The following is a 17,313-nucleotide window of genomic DNA, read 5'->3' as shown; positions in this document are numbered from 1 at the left end:
CTTTCCCAGCGATTTATGAGCATTTCGAACAATTTATGCGTTTTTGGAAGCTCAATATTGTCCTTACTTTACTTCATACAATAATATTGATACTTTCTCAGCTAAGTCGTATTTATCATAAGTAAATATCCCATCATGGATAAGTAAGAGTTTGTTCAAAAGGACAGACTGCTCGGGGCGAGAAAGACGACTGTTTGCCTCAATCGTTTTCATCTGCCCTTTTAAACAAAACTCCATGAAGAGGAAAAAGAGGTCAAACAAAATCCTCAACTAGTTAATTACCCTATTTTACCTATTCTAAACATCCGTACTGTAATTTGCATATCAATTGCACGCCGAATGTATTTTCATGTACAATTAAGTCAAAGATAGTCAAAGTCAATGACTTATCACCCGTAGAAAAGAGGTGACATCATGCGAAACATTTCCGACATTATTGAAGGATATTTAAAGGCCATTATCGAAAAAGAAGATAGCGGGACGATTGAAATCAAACGGAGTGAAGTGGCAGAAAAATTTCAGTGCGTGCCTTCGCAAATAAATTATGTCATCAACACTCGATTTACCGTGGAACGCGGCTATGCCGTCGAATCGAAGCGAGGCGGCGGAGGCTATATCCGGATTTACCGAGTCCAAACGAATTCGCATAAGGAATTGATCGAACATATTTTAGAAGGAATCCAACAAGGCGCGACATACTCGATGGCCGAAGGAATCATCTACAGGCTGTTGAATGAAGAGGTTGTTTCGGAGAGGGAGGCAAGGATCATCCTTGCAGCAGTGGACAGGACGACTTTGCATTACCCATTGCCGGAACGCGACATGATCCGGGGACGGATTTTGCAGGCAATGCTCCAGACGCTTATCTACCGGCAGCTTGACTAGAATTCTACGAATACGAGGTGGCAGAAAATGCTATGCGACAATTGCAAAGAACGACCGGCTTCCGTAATTTTTACCCAGGAGGGAATGGGCGGGTCGGCGGAACGCCATCTATGCGAGAAATGTGCGTTTCAAACACAAATGTTTCATTTTGATCCGAGTCAGGAACCATTGTCGATCCAGCAATTCCTATCACACTGGTTCAGCGGGAGTGAATCGATACAGCCTCTTCAGCAATCAAGGGACAGCATGCCAGAAGGTCCGACGTGCCCCGACTGCAAATTGACGTTCAGGAAATTCCTCGACATCGGAAAGTTCGGCTGTCCGACGTGCTATGACACGTTCAGGGGGCAATTGCCGCGCGTTTTCAGCAAGCTCCATAACGGGCATACGACACATGTAGGGAAAATTCCGGATTCCTTCAACGAGCGGTTCGCCTTAAAGAAAAAGGTCGAGGAAATCCGTTCGAAAATGCAGGAAGCGATCGAGATGGAACGATTTGAGGAAGCCGCCGCATTGAGGGACGAAGCGAATGCGCTGAAAGAGCGTTTGGCGGAGTGCGGCAATGGAGGTGAAGGCAGCGATGTCAATTAATAAATTCATGAAAGGCGCAGTTGCGGGCTGGATGACGTCGCATGGGGAACATTCGGATATCGTCATGTCGACGAGGATCCGCTTGGCACGGAATTTAAGGGGATTCCGTTTCCCGATCTCGTTCACTGCCGATGAGGCAAAGCAAGTCGACTCGCAAGTTTCCGCTGCCTTGCTTACTTCCGATGAAAAAGGGTATGCCTATATGAAGATGGCAGAACTTCCCGGTCTTGATAGGCAAGTGCTCGTTGAGAAGCATTTGGTCAGTCCTCAATTGACGGACGTGAAACGGCACGGCGCGGTCATCTTGTCCGAAGACGAGACGCTGAGCATCATGTTGAACGAAGAAGATCATATCCGCATCCAGTGCATCTATCCAGGCTTCCAGTTAGAAAATGCCTATGAGCAAGCAGATTCAGTCGACAACTATTTGGAGGATAAACTCCCTTACGCTTTTGACGAGGATTTCGGCTACTTGACGAGCTGTCCGTCAAACACAGGTACAGGCATGCGGGCATCAGTCATGATGCATTTGCCCGCGTTGACAATCACGAAGCAGATCGAGCGCATCATACCGGCAATAGCAAGGTTGGGAATGATTGTCCGGGGAAGCTACGGAGAGGGCAGCGAAGCGCCGGGCAACATTTATCAGGTTTCAAATCAGACGACTTTGGGCAAACCGGAGGAAGAGATCCTTTCCGATTTGAAAAATGTAGCGCTTAAGCTTATCGCACATGAGAGGCGCTCACGAGAAATCCTCCTTTCAAAATCCCGAGTCGCATTGGAAAACAAGTTATTCCGATCGCTCGGCATCATTTCGTATGCAAGACTGCTGCCTTCAGGGGAAGCGGCCCGTTGCCTATCAGATGTACGTCTAGGCATCGATCTGGGCATCATCGAAGATGTGGATATGTCCATCTTGAATGAATTGATGATCTTCATGCAGCCCGGTTTCCTTCAGCAATATGCCGAAGCGGATTTGACAGCGGAGGAAAGAGATATATTCAGAGCCGATCTGTTCAGGGAACGGTTGCGTTCAGAACAACAAATCAATGAAAATAATAAAGAAAACTGAGCAATACTTTTGCAGCGGATTTTTCTTTTTATTATACTTACGTCAAAGATGGTCAAAGTCAATTTAGTGGAATTGGATTGCTTCTTGATCCATAGGAATAGAGTAAAAGGAATTCCTATTCCGCACTTTCGGTAGTGGGGACAGGATGGACGTTACTTATAGAAGGAGTGGAATTGAATATGATGTTCAATCGTTTTACACAGCGGGCACAAAAAGTCCTGCAGCTTGCACAGGAAGAAGCAATCAGACTGAAACATGAATCCATCGGTACGGAGCATATTTTATTGGGACTCATAAGGGAAGGCGGCGGCATCGCTGCGAAAGCATTGGAAGCGATCGACATCAGTTTCGATACGATTGAAAAAGGGGTGGAAAGCCTCGTCGGTTCCGGATCGAAGGAAGTCGGACCAATCGTCCATTACACGCCAAGAGCGAAAAAGGTCATCGAGCTTTCTGTCGATGAATCAAGGAAACTTGGCCATTCTTATATCGGCACTGAGCATATTTTGCTTGCGCTCATCCGTGAAGGGGAAGGGGTGGCTGCCCGCGTACTGAATAATGCAGGCGTCAGCTTGAACCGCGCAAGGCAACAGGTGCTCCAATTGCTCGGAAGCAATGACAGCTCTGTCGGCAATCAAGGCACTTCATCATCCGCCTCCACGCCAACGCTCGACAGTCTTGCCCGCGATTTGACGGAAGTGGCACGTGAAGGGACGCTTGACCCAGTCATTGGCCGCAGCAAGGAAATCACACGTGTGATTGAAGTATTAGCGCGTCGTACGAAGAACAACCCTGTATTAATCGGGGAGCCGGGTGTCGGTAAAACTGCAATCGCGGAAGGTCTTGCGCTTCAGATCGTCAATAATGAAGTACCAGAAATCCTACGTGATAAACGTGTCATGACACTGGATATGGGGACGGTCGTTGCGGGTACGAAATACCGCGGCGAGTTCGAGGACCGCATGAAGAAAGTGATGGAGGAGATCCGTCAGGCTGGCAATATCATTCTATTCATTGATGAGTTGCATACACTGATTGGGGCTGGTGGAGCTGAAGGGGCGATCGACGCATCCAACATCCTGAAGCCATCACTTGCCCGCGGGGAATTGCAGTGCATCGGGGCGACGACGCTTGATGAATACCGTAAATATATTGAAAAAGACGCGGCGCTTGAAAGACGTTTCCAACCGATTCAAGTCGATGAACCGACTGTCGAAGAAACAATCTTAATTATCAAGGGCTTGCGTGATCGATATGAAGCGCATCACCGTGTGAAAATTACGGATGAAGCGATCGATGCAGCTGCGAAGATGTCTGACCGGTACATTTCAGACCGTTTCCTGCCTGACAAAGCGATCGACTTGATCGATGAAGCAGGATCGAAAGTGCGTCTCCGTTCGTATACGACGCCTCCGAATCTGAAGGAGCTTGAAGCGAAACTTGAAGCGATCCGCCACGAAAAGAATGCCGCGGTGCAAAGCCAAGAATTCGAAAAGGCGGCATCATTCCGCGATAAAGAGCAGAAAATGAAAGAAGAGCTTGAAAAGACGAAGACGGAATGGAAAGAGAAGCAAGGGAAAAAGGAATCAGAAGTGACAGTGAACGACATTGCGGAAGTTGTTGCAATGTGGACGGGAGTTCCGGTAGCGAAAATCGCGGAAACGGAAACTGCCAAGCTGTTGAATATGGAAGAGCTTCTGCATAAGCGTGTCATCGGGCAGAAGGAGGCCGTAACAGCAATTTCACGAGCAATCCGGAGAGCCCGCGCTGGATTGAAGGATCCGAAACGGCCGATCGGTTCATTCATCTTCCTCGGACCTACGGGTGTCGGGAAGACCGAGCTTGCAAGGGCGCTTGCCGAAGCAATGTTCGGGGATGAAGATGCGATGATCCGCATCGATATGTCCGAGTATATGGAGAAGCATGCGACGTCGCGTCTTGTCGGATCGCCTCCAGGGTACGTCGGTTATGACGAAGGCGGCCAATTGACTGAAAAAGTCCGCAGAAAGCCGTATTCGGTCGTCCTGCTTGATGAGATTGAAAAGGCGCATCCTGATGTCTTCAACATTCTACTGCAAGTACTTGAGGATGGAAGATTGACGGATTCCAAAGGCCGCACAGTCGATTTCCGCAATACCGTCGTCATCATGACGTCCAACGTCGGAGCGGAAACATTGAAATCGAACCGTTATGTCGGCTTCAATCTACAAGACGGGGAACGTGATTATGAAGGCATGAAATCGACAATGCTTGAAGCATTGAAAAAAGCGTTCCGTCCGGAGTTCCTGAACCGTGTGGATGAAATGATTGTCTTCCATTCACTCGAAAAAGAACACTTGCGTGAAATCGTGACCCTCATGTCAAACGCGTTGACGAAGCGTCTTGCGGAGCAGGATATTACGCTTGAGTTGACGGATGAAGCGAAACACAAAATCTCCGAAGTGGGATATGATCCGGATTACGGTGCGCGACCGTTGCGCCGGGCTTTGCAGAAACATGTCGAAGACCGTCTCTCGGAAGAGCTGTTGAGCGGAACAGTGCTAACAGGCGGAAAAGTCATCGTCGATGTAGAGGATGGCGAGTTCGTCGTCAAGACGGATCGCGTAGCAGTGACAGAAAAACAATAATAGGATGGCCCTCCCGTAGAGTTCGCTATCTACGGGAAAGGGCTATCCTTTTCGTATATGGAGGTACATATGGCAAAAAGGAAAACGAAATTCATGTGCAGGGACTGCGGGTATGAATCGCCGAAATGGATGGGAAGATGTCCGGGCTGCGGCGAGTGGAATACAATGGACGAGGAAGTCGAAATTGTAAGCAAAGGTCCGCGCGGCGCTTTTAAGCACACGGAAAACATTCAGCAGAAAGCGATGCCGATCAGCGCGATTGAAACAATGGAGGAACCGCGGGTCAAGACGGAGCTTGGAGAACTGAACCGGGTGCTCGGTGGCGGAATCGTCCCAGGTTCGCTCATCTTAATCGGGGGGGATCCGGGCATAGGGAAATCGACGTTGCTGCTGCAAGTTTCTTCACTTCTCGCGAATCAAAAACAGCGCGTCCTTTACATATCCGGCGAGGAATCCATCAGACAGACGAAGCTGCGTGCTGAACGTCTTGGTGTTGCATCGGATGAGCTTTATATTTATGCGGAGACGGATTTGGCGAAAATACATGAAACAATCAATGATGTGCAACCGAAATTTGTCATTGCCGATTCGATCCAGACAATCCACCATCCCGAGGTGACATCCGCTCCAGGCAGTGTTTCGCAAGTCCGTGAGTGCACGGCTGAGCTGATGCGGATCGCAAAGACGCAAAACATCGCCATTTTCATCGTCGGACATGTGACGAAAGACGGACAAATTGCAGGTCCGCGCCTTCTCGAGCATATGGTGGATACTGTCCTCTATTTTGAAGGAGAGCGGCATCATACGTACCGGATCTTGCGTAGTGTGAAGAACCGCTTCGGCTCGACGAATGAAATCGCGATCTTTGAAATGCTGCAATCAGGACTGAAGGAAGTTTTGAATCCATCTGAACTGTTCCTGCGGGAGAGGTCTCAGGGCGGCGCGGGGTCGACCGTCGTCGCCTCGATGGAAGGGACCCGGCCGATCCTCGTCGAAATCCAGGCGCTCATAACTCCGTCAAGCTTCAATTACCCGAAGCGGATGGCGACTGGGATCGATCAGAACCGTGTCTCACTGTTGATGGCTGTTCTGGAAAAACGGATGGGCATGCTATTGCAAGCACAAGATGCCTATATTAAGGTAGCTGGCGGCGTCAAGCTTGATGAGCCTGCGATTGATTTGGCGGTTCTCGTCAGCATCGTTTCGAGCTACCGGGATGCGGCAGCAGGAGCTACCGACTGCTTCATCGGCGAAGTTGGTTTGACGGGCGAAGTGCGCCGTGTTTCCCGCATAGAACAGCGGGTGACGGAGGCGGCGAAACTCGGGTTCGAAAAGGTCGTCATTCCATCATCGAATATCGGAGGATGGGATTTTCCGGAAGGGATTCAAGTCGTTGGCGTCGAAACGATAAGTGAAGCATTAAACATCGCGTTTTCGTAAAAGCTGAAGTAGGGACGGGACTTTTTTATCGGGAGTCCTATTTCCCTAATTTTGCGATGCAAGGAACTTCACGGTATTTTGTGTGTCCTATACATGTCAGGAAAACATTGAGTTTAATGGTTCAAAACGGCGAAGGGCATGGAAAACGTGTATAGTTATCAGTAATGGAATGGAGGTGTTGTACATGTTGAAAAGAGTAGTTCAAATTGGACTGCTGCTGATCGGAGGAACACTCGGCGTATTATTTTTACCGTACTTATTCACTTTATCTTCTTTTACTTCAAAGCCGATGATTGACAATCCTTACGTAGCTGCTGTCCTAGGGGCCATCGTGTTATATCTTCTGAGCCTTTTCATCGCGGATCCGATTGTGAATTTCGTTAAGTGGATGGAAGACCGTCTGTTGAAAGCGCCTATTTTCGATTTACTGTTCGGAACAATTGGTCTGATGGTCGGATTACTTGTTGCCTTTCTAGCAAGTTTCGGATTAAGTGCTTTGGAAATTCCGTTCATCACATCAATCATGCCGATTGTACTTTCTATACTTCTTGGATACCTTGGTTTTCAGGTTGGATCAAAGAAACGTGAGGAATTTTCCCACGCCATTTTTGCAGCTAAGAACAACAATCCTAAGAAGAGGGATGGCGGAGAAGGTGCGCAGGCGGATTCCAAGCATCATAAGATACTTGATACAAGCGTCATTATTGACGGAAGAATTGCGGATATCTCATCAACAGGATTCCTGGAAGGACTTCTCGTCGTGCCGCAATTCGTATTGACGGAGCTTCAGCATATTGCCGATTCTTCCGATTCATTGAAACGTACAAAAGGGCGTCGTGGGCTTGATGTCCTGAAACGTTTGCAGACGGATGACGGACCGAGCATTTTGATTACCGACGAAGATTTCGCGGACGTTGCGGAAGTAGACTTGAAGCTAGTCCGTCTCGCGAAAAGCATGAATGGCCAGGTCGTGACGAATGATTTCAACTTGAATAAAGTGGCGGATCTGCATGGTGTGGCGGTATTGAACATCAATGATCTGGCAAATGCGGTGAAGCCTGTCGTCATCCCTGGTGAGGAGATGCATGTCGTCGTCATCAAGGACGGCAAAGAGCATAATCAGGGTGTTGCCTATTTGGATGACGGTACGATGATCGTCATTGAAGATGGCAGAATGCATATCGGCAATGCGATCGATGTCGTTGTTACGAGCGTACTGCAGACCTCTGCGGGTCGAATGATTTTTGCGAAGCCTAAGAACGGTAAAACTGCAAAGGCGCATTGATGGAGAAAGCTGAGGAAAGATAATGAAGACATATACAGTGATGCTCCCGGCAGCGGGGAGCGGACGGCGTATGGGTGCCGGGTTTAACAAGCTGTTTTTGGAGATGGCAGGCAAGCCGATTCTCATACACACATTGGATGTATTCGAACAGGATCCGGATTGCGCGGGGATGATCCTCTCCGTGAAGGGTGAGGAAAAGTCCCAAATCTCAGAAATGCTCGAGCGTTTCGGTATTACGAAAGTGGTTGCACTCGTTGAAGGCGGAGCGGAGCGGCAGCAAAGCGTTGCGGCTTGCATCGATGCTCATCGAGAGGGAGGGGTCGTCCTCGTGCATGATGCGGCGAGGCCTTTCATCAACCGGGATGTCATCCGCGAGCTTGTAGACGTAGCCCAAGAGCATGGCGCCGCGATAGCCGGTGTCCAAGTGAAAGATACGATGAAGGTTGCGCCTGGCGGAATCGTCGAGGAGACAGTGGACCGCTCGAAGCTCTGGGCGATTCAGACGCCGCAAGCGTTCCGCTATGACCTTTTAAAGGAGGCGTCCGAGAAAGCCGAAGCCGAGGGGTTCCTCGGGACGGATGAATCGATGATCGTCGAACGGCTGGGGCATCCGGTGAGAGTTGTGGAAAGTACGTATGACAATATTAAAATGACGACGAAGGAGGACCTCCTATTTGGCGAGGTCCTCTTGAAACAGAGACGGCAGGAGGATTTCCAATGATTCGGATAGGACAAGGGTTTGATGTACATCAATTTGAGGAAGGCCGACCATTGATCATCGGCGGCATTACCATTCCTTACGAAAGAGGATTGACAGGGCATTCCGATGCGGACGTCCTTTTGCATACAGTGACAGACGCTGCGCTCGGCGCAATCGGGGAGGGGGATATCGGCAGGCATTTCCCCGATACGGATGAGGCATTCAAGGATTCGGATTCGGCGATCCTTCTTCAAAAAGTATGGGAAATCGTAGAGTCGAAGGGCTACCGGCTGGGCAATATCGATTGCACGATCATGGCGCAAAAGCCGAAAATGGCGCCGCATATCGAAACGATCCGCGCACGTATTGCAGAGTTGCTGAAGGCGGATGCAACACAGGTGAACGTCAAGGCGACAACAACCGAAAAACTTGGATTCGTCGGCAGGGAAGAAGGGATCGCCTCGATGGCTACCATCCTTCTCTTGAAAGATTGAGCCCTTTCAAATTGGACGAAGCAGTGATAAAATGACACTTGAATTAATCAAGAACGGAGATGCACTCAAATGACAACAGAAGTACGTGTACGTTATGCGCCGAGTCCGACCGGCCATTTACATATCGGCGGAGCCCGGACGGCATTGTTCAATTATCTATTCGCAAAGCATCATGGCGGGAAATTCATCATCCGCATTGAGGATACCGACACGGAACGGAATATCGAAGCAGGCGAACTATCCCAGCTCGATAATCTGAAATGGTTGGGGATCCATCATGACGAGTCCGTCGATATCGGCGGGGAATATGGCCCTTACCGCCAGATGGAACGTCTTGATCTCTATGCAAAATATGCGCAGGACATGCTCGACGGAGGTCACGCTTACAAATGTTTCTGTACGACGGAGGAGTTGGAGGCGGAGCGAGAAAAGCAGAAGGCTTCCGGAATCGCAGCGCCGATGTATGGCGGGACATGCCGCCATCTGACTGCCGAAGAAGTTGCCGAAAAAGAAGCTGCGGGCATGCCTTACACGATCCGCATGCGGGTGCCTGAAAATGTAACCTATACAGTGGATGATCTCGTCCGTGGCGAAGTGGCGTTCGAATCGAAAGACGTCGGCGACTGGGTGCTTGTGAAAGCGAACGGTATCCCGACATATAACTTTGCGGTGGTCATCGACGACCATCTGATGAAAATCTCACACGTCTTCCGCGGTGAGGAGCATTTGACGAATACACCTAAGCAATTGATGGTGTACGATGTATTCGGTTGGGAGTATCCGCGTTTCGGGCATATGACGTTAATTGTCAATGAAGAACGTAAAAAGCTTTCGAAGCGGGATGAATCGATTATCCAATTCATTTCCCAATACAAGGACCTCGGCTATTTGCCGGAAGCGATGTTCAACTTCTTCGCGTTGCTCGGCTGGTCGCCAGGCGGGGAAGAGGAAATCTTCACGCGTGATGAATTGATCAAGCTTTTCGATGAAAGCCGACTTTCCAAATCGCCTTCAATGTTCGATAAGACGAAGTTGACGTGGATGAACAACCAATACGTGAAGAAGCTCAGCTTGGATGAAGTGATCGAATTGACGCTGCCGCATCTTCAAGCAGCAGGACGTGTAAACGAAGAAATGACGGAAGAAGAGCGCGACTGGGTGCACGATTTAATCGCCCTTTATCAGGCGCAGTTGAGCTACGGTGCTGAAATCGTAGAATTAACCGCCCAATTCTTCAATGACCATTTGGAATATGATGAACAATCCAAGGAAGTCCTTGCCGGAGAACAAGTTCCAGAAGTGATGGCATCCTTCCAGCGCCAGTTGACCGCCCTTGAATCATTTGATCCGGCTTCAATCAAAGCAGCGATCAAAGAGGTGCAAAAGGAAACGGGCCATAAAGGGAAGAATTTATTCATGCCGATCCGTGTTGTAACGACAGGACAGACGCACGGTCCGGAATTGCCAGACTCCATCGCATTGATTGGCAAGGAAAAAGCGATTGAGCGTGTTTCAAAATTCGCTCAGGCGTAATTGATTTAGTTGACTTTAGGCATTTTCTAGGTACAATTAACGTACATTCATTTAAAAGAACGAAAGCTTTGATAAGGAGAAGTACACATCGCATGCTCTTCAGAGAGGGTCATCACCGGCTGTAAGTGACCCGTGCCTCTGCAATGTGGAAATGCCCCTTTGAGCGCCGTGCCGAACGAAGAAGTAGGCCGGACGCATCGCCAGCGTTACAGGCGTCAAGCGGGAAGGGGAGAAACTCCTTCCAAGCGGAGTGGAACCGCGCATTCGATGCGTCTCTGTCTAGTTATGGACAGGGGCGCTTTTTGCGTTCGTGAAAGATTGGAACAGGAGGTCGAAAACAGTGTTTCGTAGGATGAAGGAAGACATCCATTGCATATTTGAACAAGATCCTGCTGCGCGCAGTACGTTCGAGGTGGTACTTACGTATTCCGGCCTCCACGCAGTGTGGGCGCACCGGATTGCACATGCACTCTATAAAAAGAATTTGTTGTTTCTTGCGAGGCTCATCTCACAGATCAGCCGATTTTTCACAGGGATTGAAATCCATCCAGGCGCAACGATCGGCAGGCGTCTATTCATTGACCACGGCATGGGGATCGTCATTGGCGAGACTTGTGAAATCGGCGATGATGTAACGTTGTACCAAGGTGTGACATTGGGGGGGACGGGCAAGGAAAAAGGAAAGCGTCACCCGACTCTTGGCAATAATGTACTTGTAGCTTCGGGGGCGAAAGTTCTCGGCTCCATTACGATAGGTGAAAATAGCAAGATCGGCGCAGGGTCGGTCGTTCTGATCGATGTACCGGAAGATTCGACAGTCGTCGGCATTCCGGGCAAGGTCGTCGTGACAAACGGCGTACGGGTGAAGGATAAACATGACCACCGCAACTTGCCGGACCCAGTCGAGGATACATGCAACCGCTTGGAAGATGAAATTGCATTTCTGAAAAAACGAATTGAAGAACTTGAGAAGAAAGAAGGGAAAACCGATGAGTATTCAAATTTATAATACATTGACACGGAAGAAGGAGCCTTTCAAACCGCTGGAGGAAGGGAAAGTGAAAATGTATGTGTGCGGACCGACCGTCTACAACTACATTCATATCGGGAATGCAAGACCGGTCATCGTGTTTGATACAGTCCGCCGCTATTTGCAGTATCGGGGCTATGACGTCAATTATGTGTCCAACTTCACAGATGTCGACGACAAAATTATCAACACGGCGAATGAACTTGGCGAAGAAGTCGGGGAATTGACCGAGCGCTTCATCAATGCCTATTTCGAGGATGTCGGAGCTCTCGGCTGCGGCAAAGCAGATGCCCATCCACGTGTGACGGAGCATATCGACGACATCGTCGCTTTCATCAAAGTGCTGGTTGAAAAAGGATACGCTTATGAAGCGCAAGGCGATGTCTATTACAGGACGCGCAAGTTCGACGGCTACGGCAAGCTGTCCCATCAGTCGATCGATGAGTTGAGGGTAGGTGCACGCATCGAAGAGAGCGGCATCAAAGAGAATCCTCTCGACTTCGCTTTATGGAAAGCGGCAAAGGAAGGGGAAATCGCTTGGGAGAGCCCATGGGGCACTGGCAGACCAGGTTGGCATATCGAGTGCTCCGTCATGGCGAGGGAGCATTTGGGCGACACGATCGACATCCATGCCGGCGGGCAGGATCTGACATTCCCGCATCATGAAAATGAAATCGCGCAGTCCGAGGCGATGACCGGGAAGCAGTTCGCCCGTTACTGGATGCATAATGGCTATATTAATATCGATAATGAAAAGATGTCAAAGTCGCTCGGGAATTTCATTCTCGTCCACGATATCCGCAAGCAGATCGATCCGAAGGTGCTTCGTTTCTTCATGCTGTCCGTTCATTACCGTCATCCGGTGAACTTCTCGCAGGATCTCGTCGAAAGCGCGGCGAATGGTTTGGATCGCATCCAAACGGCTTACAACAATTTGAAGCATCGTGTTGGCACGTCCGCCGATCTTGGAGACCAACAGGACATTTGGACACATAAGGTGGATGAATCCGTGGGCTTGTTTGAAACTGCGATGGATGACGATTTCAATACGGCGAATGCCATTGCCGCCGTTTTTGAACTCGTTAAAACGGCCAATGTCTATTTATTGGAGAAAAACACGCAAACGGCCGTACTCGAATATTTCATTTCCGCATTCGACAGACTGATGGAAGTTCTAGGCTTGCCGTTCAGCAGTGAGGAACTGTTGGATGATGAAATCGAAGGGCTTATCGAGGAGCGCTTGAATGCGCGCCGTGAACGGAATTTCAGCCGTTCAGACGAAATCAGGGATTTATTGAAGGAAAAAGGTATCATCCTGGAAGATACCGCCCAAGGTACACGGTGGAAGAGAGGATGAGCGGCGTGTATACATTGCGTGACATCGATGTGAAGCAACTGAACGCACTTGCACTCGCCTATATGGGGGACGCGGTTTACGAGCAGGCGGTCCGCGAGCATTTGCTGCGCTCTGGCCGCGTGAAGCCAAACACGCTCCATAAAGAGGCGACACGGTATGTATCCGCAAAAGCGCAAGCGTCCGCTGTCAAGATGATGCAGGAAACAGGCTTCCTGACCGAAGAGGAGGAAGCAGTCCTGCGTCGCGGGAGGAACGCGAAATCCGGGTCGGTCCCGAAAAATACTGATGTCGTGACGTATAACCATAGTTCCGGATTCGAGGCGGTCCTCGGTTATTTATATCTGCTTGGCAGAACTGAACGGGTTGGGGAGATCATCGGAAGTACAATGCAATTCATCGAAAATCCGAACGAGGAGGGCGCATCATGACAAATCAGGAATCGGAATTGATTGGCGGTAAAAACCCGGTTGTAGAAGCACTACGGTCCGGCCGGGAACTGAATAAGATCTGGATTGCCGAAGGGTTGAATAAAAAAAGCATCGGGGAGATTTTGTCCCTCTCGAAACAATCGGGGATCATCGTCCAAGCGGTGCCGAAACAAAAGTTGGACGGCATGCTGGACGTGAATCATCAAGGCATAATCGCCTCGGTTGCCGCCTACTCCTACGCAGAGCTCGATGATTTGTTTGCAGTTGCGAAAAACCGCGGCGAGGATCCTTTTTTCCTCATCCTTGACGAACTGGAAGATCCGCATAATCTCGGCTCGATACTCAGGACGGCGGATGCTGCAGGTGCGCACGGCGTCATCATCCCAAAACGGCGTTCTGTCGGTTTGACAGGAGTCGTCGCGAAAGCTTCGACGGGGGCAATCGAGCATATCCCGGTCGTCCGTGTGAACAATCTCTCCCAGACGGTGGAGGAGTTGAAGAAAGCGGGAGTCTGGATTGCCGGGACGGACGCGCAAGGTTCGCAAGATTACCGTTCGATGGATGCCACACTGCCGCTTGCCGTCATCATAGGCAGTGAGGGTAAAGGGATGTCCCGCATATTGAAAGAGAAATGCGACTTCCTTTATCATCTGCCGATGGTAGGGCATGTGACGTCATTGAATGCCTCTGTCGCAGCGTCCCTGCTCATGTATGAAGTGTTACGCAAACGCAAGCCCCTAACGCCGGGGTCATGAAAAAGGATGTATTGCTCGTCGATGGATATAACATCATCGGGGCATGGCCGGAATTGAGGAAGCTGAAGCTTGTAAGCCTTGCTGAGGCCCGCGACCGGCTTATTGAAAGAATGGCCGAATACAAGGCGCATACAGGCTGGCGAGTCATCATCCTGTTCGATGCGCACTTGATGCGGGGGACCGAAAAGAAGAATTGGAAGCATAATGTCGAAGTTGTTTTCACTAGAGAAAATGAAACTGCCGATGAACGAATCGAAAAGTTGGTATCCGAGCTGAGCGGGCGCCGAGTCCAAATCCATGTGGCTACATCCGATTTGACGGAGCAATGGGTCATCTTCGCACAAGGCGCCCTGCGGAAATCGGCTCGCGAACTAGAAATTGAAATGAATGAAATCGATAAATTGATTACAAAAAAAGTAAAAGAAATCCAGGAGGAAAGGCCGTTCTCCAAGATTCAGTTGTCCGACGAGGTGGCAGAAATATTTGAAAAATGGCGCCGAGGAATGAAATGAACGGTTGACGTTAAAATTTTCCATGCGGTATACTGATTGAAAGGCAATGACGAATCGGGGTGTGGTGATTGGCGGGAAATGTTTACGTTCAAGGGGGACCATCTGATTTCACCGGGCTATCCGATGAAGAGATTTTAGTTCGTATTCATGAAGGCAGCACGGACGCGCTAGATTTCCTTATTACCAAATATCAATCTTTCGTAAAAATGAAAGCACGCTCGTACTTCATGATGGGCGGGGATCGTGAGGATATCATTCAGGAAGGAATGATCGGCCTCTACAAAGCGATCCGCGATTTCAGGACGGATCGGCTTGCTTCATTTCGGGCATTTGCAGAGCTATGTATCACCAGGCAAATCATTACAGCCATCAAGACGGCGACAAGGCAGAAGCACATTCCTCTGAATACATCGGTATCTTTGGACAAGCCCGTATTCGATGAGGAATCTGACCGCACGTTGTTGGACGTCCTAACCGGATCTGTGCTCGATGATCCAGAGGATTTAATAATCCATAAGGAAGATTTCATCCATATGGAAGGGGAAATCAATAAAGTGTTGAGCGGACTCGAAAAGCAGGTCCTATCACTCTATTTGGAAGGTCAGTCCTATCAGGAGATTTCAGACGAATTGAACCGGCAAGTCAAATCTGTGGACAATGCACTCCAGCGCATCAAGCGGAAACTGGAACGTCACATGCAAGTGGATGTCGTGCATTGAAGCATGTCCATGATGAATTGCCAACCCATTTCCATCATGTTGACATCATGAATGTTAGGTGGTACTCTTTAGCAAGGCAATGACTATATACGTAGACTGTCGACAATAGTTGCACGATGGAAGTTCAAGGTGGAAAAATGTCTAAAAAATTGATTTTATGTTGTGATCGTTGCGGATCACGAAACTACGTCATCCCTGCAGGAAATAAGCAGACAACAGTCCGTTTTACGGTGAAGAAGTTTTGCAATCAATGCAATGAACATACAGAGCATAAACAAACAATCTAGTTGCAGTACTATACTTAGTATTCGGAGGTCTACGATTGAATGGGTAAGATAACCGGTTTTTTAAAAGATGTCGTCTCTGAAATGCGGAAGGTCAGCTGGCCGAAGAGAAAAGAATTGACACGCTACACGATCGTTGTTATTACAACAGTTGTATTCATGGCAGTTTATTTCGGTCTCGTCGATTTGGGCATTTCAAAAGCAATGGAATGGTATATTGCGTTATAATAGGACAGCATGAATAATCCTTGTTGAAAAATATCCCGTCTTGTCACATGAACGGGTTTTTTCATTTCTCGGAAATAAATATAGAGTATTTGGCGAATAAATGAGTAATGCATTTTGAAAAGGAGGGACGGACACACAGTCCTACGTAATTATGGAAATGGAGAAAAATTGGTACGTTGTCCACACATATTCAGGATATGAAAATAAGGTGAAAGCCAACCTTGAAAAACGTGTCGAGACGATGGGTATGCAGGATAAAATATTCCGCGTCGTCATCCCTGAAGAGCAGGAAACGGACTTCAAAGACGGCAAGAAACGCACGGTCATGAAAAAGACATTCCCGGGATACGTCCTTGTGGAAATCATCATGACGGATGACTCTTGGTATGTCGTCCGGAACACGCCTGGAGTAACAGGTTTCATCGGGTCTTCCGGTGGTGGCGCAAAACCGACGCCGCTCTTGCCTGAAGAAGTCGATTTCATCCTCAAACAGATGGGCATGAAAGAACGGAAAGCTGAAGCCGACTTCGAAATCGGTGAAATGATCGAGGTGCTTGAAGGACCGTTCGCGCACTTCCAAGGGAAAGTCGAAGAAATCGATCAGGACAAAGGGAAGGTCCGCGTTTCCGTCGACATGTTCGGCAGGGAAACGATAATGGAACTCGACTTTGAACAAGTTGAAAAAATATAAGAGATTACCACTTGCAAGACAAGCATAATAGTGGTATCATTTCAAAGGTCAGACTGTAAACATAACAGGCTGGACGGATTAACCAAATTCTACCGGGCGACCGGCAGGCACATATTGAGTGGGAGGGGCAACCCAATTACCACATCACGGACTTAAGGAGGTGTGTCTCGTGGCTAAAAAAGTAACCAAAATCGTAAAATTGCAAATCCCTGCAGGTAAAGCTAACCCAGCTCCACCGGTTGGACCAGCACTAGGTCAAGCAGGTGTCAACATCATGGGATTCTGTAAAGATTTCAACGCACGTACAGCAGATCAAGCAGGCTTAATCATTCCTGTTGAAATAACTGTATTTGAGGACCGTTCATTCACTTTCATTACAAAAACTCCACCAGCAGCAGTGTTGCTGAAAGTTGCAGCTAATCTTCAAAAAGGTTCAGGCGAACCTAACAAAAAGAAGGTAGCTACTGTAAAACGTGATAAAGTTCGCGAAATTGCAGAACAAAAAATGGAAGACCTTAACGCAGCATCGGTTGAAGCAGCGATGGCAATGGTTGAAGGTACTGCACGCAGTATGGGAATCTCGATCGAAGACTGATCGCGATGAAACCATGTTCTGTTTCTTTGTAGTGGGGGTTGCGCTTGTTCCTCGGAACACGCAACCCTTATTCGTGGGAGGTTCAAT

At 48.8% G+C, this 17,313-nt stretch carries 19 protein-coding genes and 1 other annotated feature; all 19 genes read left to right on the top strand.

Going from position 1 to position 17,313, the window contains the following annotated elements; translation table 11 throughout:
• Positions 1-414: 414 nt before the first annotated feature.
• The 19 genes from M3191_RS08225 (at position 415) to rplK (ending at position 17,226) form a co-directional block, all read left to right on the top strand.
• Positions 415-885 carry a CtsR family transcriptional regulator gene (locus M3191_RS08225; RefSeq protein ID WP_251699760.1) on the top strand — a complete coding sequence of 157 codons (471 nt, stop codon included), beginning with the start codon at positions 415-417 and terminating at the stop codon, positions 883-885.
• Between the two features lie 27 nt (positions 886-912).
• A complete protein-coding gene (locus M3191_RS08220) occupies positions 913-1,476 on the top strand; it encodes a UvrB/UvrC motif-containing protein (protein WP_251699758.1) in 564 nt (187 codons plus the stop codon).
• A complete protein-coding gene (locus M3191_RS08215) occupies positions 1,466-2,548 on the top strand; it encodes a protein arginine kinase (protein WP_251699756.1) in 1,083 nt (360 codons plus the stop codon). The genes M3191_RS08220 and M3191_RS08215 overlap by 11 nt, the downstream gene beginning before the upstream one ends.
• 179 nt (positions 2,549-2,727) lie before the next feature.
• The gene (gene clpC, locus M3191_RS08210) at positions 2,728-5,175 is read left to right on the top strand and encodes an ATP-dependent protease ATP-binding subunit ClpC (RefSeq protein WP_251700115.1); all 2,448 of its coding nucleotides are present in this window, start codon (positions 2,728-2,730) and stop codon (positions 5,173-5,175) included.
• A gap of 69 nt (positions 5,176-5,244) precedes the next feature.
• Complete coding sequence (gene radA, locus M3191_RS08205) at positions 5,245-6,615, top strand: DNA repair protein RadA (protein ID WP_251695540.1); 1,371 nt, start codon at positions 5,245-5,247, stop codon at positions 6,613-6,615.
• A 184-nt stretch (positions 6,616-6,799) separates the two neighbouring features.
• The gene (locus M3191_RS08200) at positions 6,800-7,900 is read left to right on the top strand and encodes a PIN/TRAM domain-containing protein (RefSeq protein ID WP_251699754.1); all 1,101 of its coding nucleotides are present in this window, start codon (positions 6,800-6,802) and stop codon (positions 7,898-7,900) included.
• 22 nt (positions 7,901-7,922) lie between these two features.
• The gene (gene ispD / locus M3191_RS08195) at positions 7,923-8,621 is read left to right on the top strand and encodes a 2-C-methyl-D-erythritol 4-phosphate cytidylyltransferase (protein ID WP_251699752.1); all 699 of its coding nucleotides are present in this window, start codon (positions 7,923-7,925) and stop codon (positions 8,619-8,621) included.
• On the top strand, positions 8,618-9,094 hold the full coding sequence (ispF, locus tag M3191_RS08190) for a 2-C-methyl-D-erythritol 2,4-cyclodiphosphate synthase (RefSeq protein WP_251699750.1): 477 nt from the start codon (positions 8,618-8,620) through the stop codon (positions 9,092-9,094). The genes ispD and ispF overlap by 4 nt, the downstream gene beginning before the upstream one ends.
• Positions 9,095-9,163: 69 nt before the next feature.
• Complete coding sequence (gltX, locus tag M3191_RS08185; protein ID WP_251699748.1) at positions 9,164-10,627, top strand: glutamate--tRNA ligase; 1,464 nt, start codon at positions 9,164-9,166, stop codon at positions 10,625-10,627.
• Between the two features lie 59 nt (positions 10,628-10,686).
• Positions 10,687-10,907 (top strand) — a binding site (T-box leader).
• A 30-nt stretch (positions 10,908-10,937) separates the two neighbouring features.
• Positions 10,938-11,636, top strand: coding sequence for a serine O-acetyltransferase (gene cysE / locus M3191_RS08180; RefSeq protein ID WP_435368149.1), 699 nt, complete (start codon positions 10,938-10,940; stop codon positions 11,634-11,636).
• Positions 11,617-13,014 (top strand): cysteine--tRNA ligase, encoded by a 1,398-nt coding sequence (gene cysS / locus M3191_RS08175; protein ID WP_251699746.1) that lies wholly within the window; start codon positions 11,617-11,619, stop codon positions 13,012-13,014. Before cysE ends, cysS begins: the two co-directional genes overlap by 20 nt.
• A complete protein-coding gene (locus tag M3191_RS08170) occupies positions 13,011-13,442 on the top strand; it encodes a Mini-ribonuclease 3 (protein ID WP_251695533.1) in 432 nt (143 codons plus the stop codon). Before cysS ends, M3191_RS08170 begins: the two co-directional genes overlap by 4 nt.
• Positions 13,439-14,197, top strand: a complete 759-nt coding sequence (rlmB, locus tag M3191_RS08165; RefSeq protein WP_251699744.1) for a 23S rRNA (guanosine(2251)-2'-O)-methyltransferase RlmB — start codon at positions 13,439-13,441, stop codon at positions 14,195-14,197. Before M3191_RS08170 ends, rlmB begins: the two co-directional genes overlap by 4 nt.
• Complete coding sequence (locus tag M3191_RS08160) at positions 14,194-14,709, top strand: NYN domain-containing protein (RefSeq protein ID WP_251699742.1); 516 nt, start codon at positions 14,194-14,196, stop codon at positions 14,707-14,709. Before rlmB ends, M3191_RS08160 begins: the two co-directional genes overlap by 4 nt.
• Before the next feature lie 68 nt (positions 14,710-14,777).
• Positions 14,778-15,428 (top strand): RNA polymerase sporulation sigma factor SigH, encoded by a 651-nt coding sequence (gene sigH, locus M3191_RS08155; protein ID WP_251695530.1) that lies wholly within the window; start codon positions 14,778-14,780, stop codon positions 15,426-15,428.
• 116 nt (positions 15,429-15,544) lie between these two features.
• Positions 15,545-15,715 (top strand): 50S ribosomal protein L33, encoded by a 171-nt coding sequence (gene rpmG / locus M3191_RS08150; RefSeq protein WP_435368148.1) that lies wholly within the window; start codon positions 15,545-15,547, stop codon positions 15,713-15,715.
• 39 nt (positions 15,716-15,754) lie between these two features.
• On the top strand, positions 15,755-15,940 hold the full coding sequence (secE, locus tag M3191_RS08145) for a preprotein translocase subunit SecE (protein ID WP_251695528.1): 186 nt from the start codon (positions 15,755-15,757) through the stop codon (positions 15,938-15,940).
• A 157-nt stretch (positions 15,941-16,097) separates the two neighbouring features.
• Complete coding sequence (gene nusG, locus M3191_RS08140; protein WP_251699740.1) at positions 16,098-16,631, top strand: transcription termination/antitermination protein NusG; 534 nt, start codon at positions 16,098-16,100, stop codon at positions 16,629-16,631.
• A 169-nt stretch (positions 16,632-16,800) separates the two neighbouring features.
• Positions 16,801-17,226, top strand: coding sequence for a 50S ribosomal protein L11 (rplK, locus tag M3191_RS08135; RefSeq protein ID WP_251695527.1), 426 nt, complete (start codon positions 16,801-16,803; stop codon positions 17,224-17,226).
• Positions 17,227-17,313: the final 87 nt, after the last annotated feature.

Origin of the sequence: Sporosarcina luteola (assembly GCF_023715535.1) — a bacterium.
In the GTDB taxonomy this organism is placed as follows: domain Bacteria; phylum Bacillota; class Bacilli; order Bacillales_A; family Planococcaceae; genus Sporosarcina; species Sporosarcina luteola_B.
Note: the sequence above shows the minus strand (reverse complement) of the source record. Positions and strands in the feature narration are given on the sequence as shown.

Excerpts from the sequence above, each read along its gene's own strand:
- M3191_RS08225 (WP_251699760.1), top strand. The coding sequence starts at position 415 with ATGCGAAACATTTCCGACATTATTGAAGGATATTTAAAGGCCATTATC.
- M3191_RS08220 (WP_251699758.1), top strand. The coding sequence starts at position 913 with ATGCTATGCGACAATTGCAAAGAACGACCGGCTTCCGTAATTTTTACC.
- M3191_RS08215 (WP_251699756.1), top strand. The coding sequence starts at position 1,466 with ATGTCAATTAATAAATTCATGAAAGGCGCAGTTGCGGGCTGGATGACG.
- clpC (WP_251700115.1), top strand. The coding sequence starts at position 2,728 with ATGATGTTCAATCGTTTTACACAGCGGGCACAAAAAGTCCTGCAGCTT.
- radA (WP_251695540.1), top strand. The coding sequence starts at position 5,245 with ATGGCAAAAAGGAAAACGAAATTCATGTGCAGGGACTGCGGGTATGAA.
- M3191_RS08200 (WP_251699754.1), top strand. The coding sequence starts at position 6,800 with ATGTTGAAAAGAGTAGTTCAAATTGGACTGCTGCTGATCGGAGGAACA.
- ispD (WP_251699752.1), top strand. The coding sequence starts at position 7,923 with ATGAAGACATATACAGTGATGCTCCCGGCAGCGGGGAGCGGACGGCGT.
- ispF (WP_251699750.1), top strand. The coding sequence starts at position 8,618 with ATGATTCGGATAGGACAAGGGTTTGATGTACATCAATTTGAGGAAGGC.
- gltX (WP_251699748.1), top strand. The coding sequence starts at position 9,164 with ATGACAACAGAAGTACGTGTACGTTATGCGCCGAGTCCGACCGGCCAT.
- cysS (WP_251699746.1), top strand. The coding sequence starts at position 11,617 with ATGAGTATTCAAATTTATAATACATTGACACGGAAGAAGGAGCCTTTC.
- M3191_RS08170 (WP_251695533.1), top strand. The coding sequence starts at position 13,011 with ATGAGCGGCGTGTATACATTGCGTGACATCGATGTGAAGCAACTGAAC.
- rlmB (WP_251699744.1), top strand. The coding sequence starts at position 13,439 with ATGACAAATCAGGAATCGGAATTGATTGGCGGTAAAAACCCGGTTGTA.
- M3191_RS08160 (WP_251699742.1), top strand. The coding sequence starts at position 14,194 with ATGAAAAAGGATGTATTGCTCGTCGATGGATATAACATCATCGGGGCA.
- rpmG (WP_435368148.1), top strand. The coding sequence starts at position 15,545 with ATGGAAGTTCAAGGTGGAAAAATGTCTAAAAAATTGATTTTATGTTGT.
- secE (WP_251695528.1), top strand. The coding sequence starts at position 15,755 with ATGGGTAAGATAACCGGTTTTTTAAAAGATGTCGTCTCTGAAATGCGG.
- nusG (WP_251699740.1), top strand. The coding sequence starts at position 16,098 with ATGGAGAAAAATTGGTACGTTGTCCACACATATTCAGGATATGAAAAT.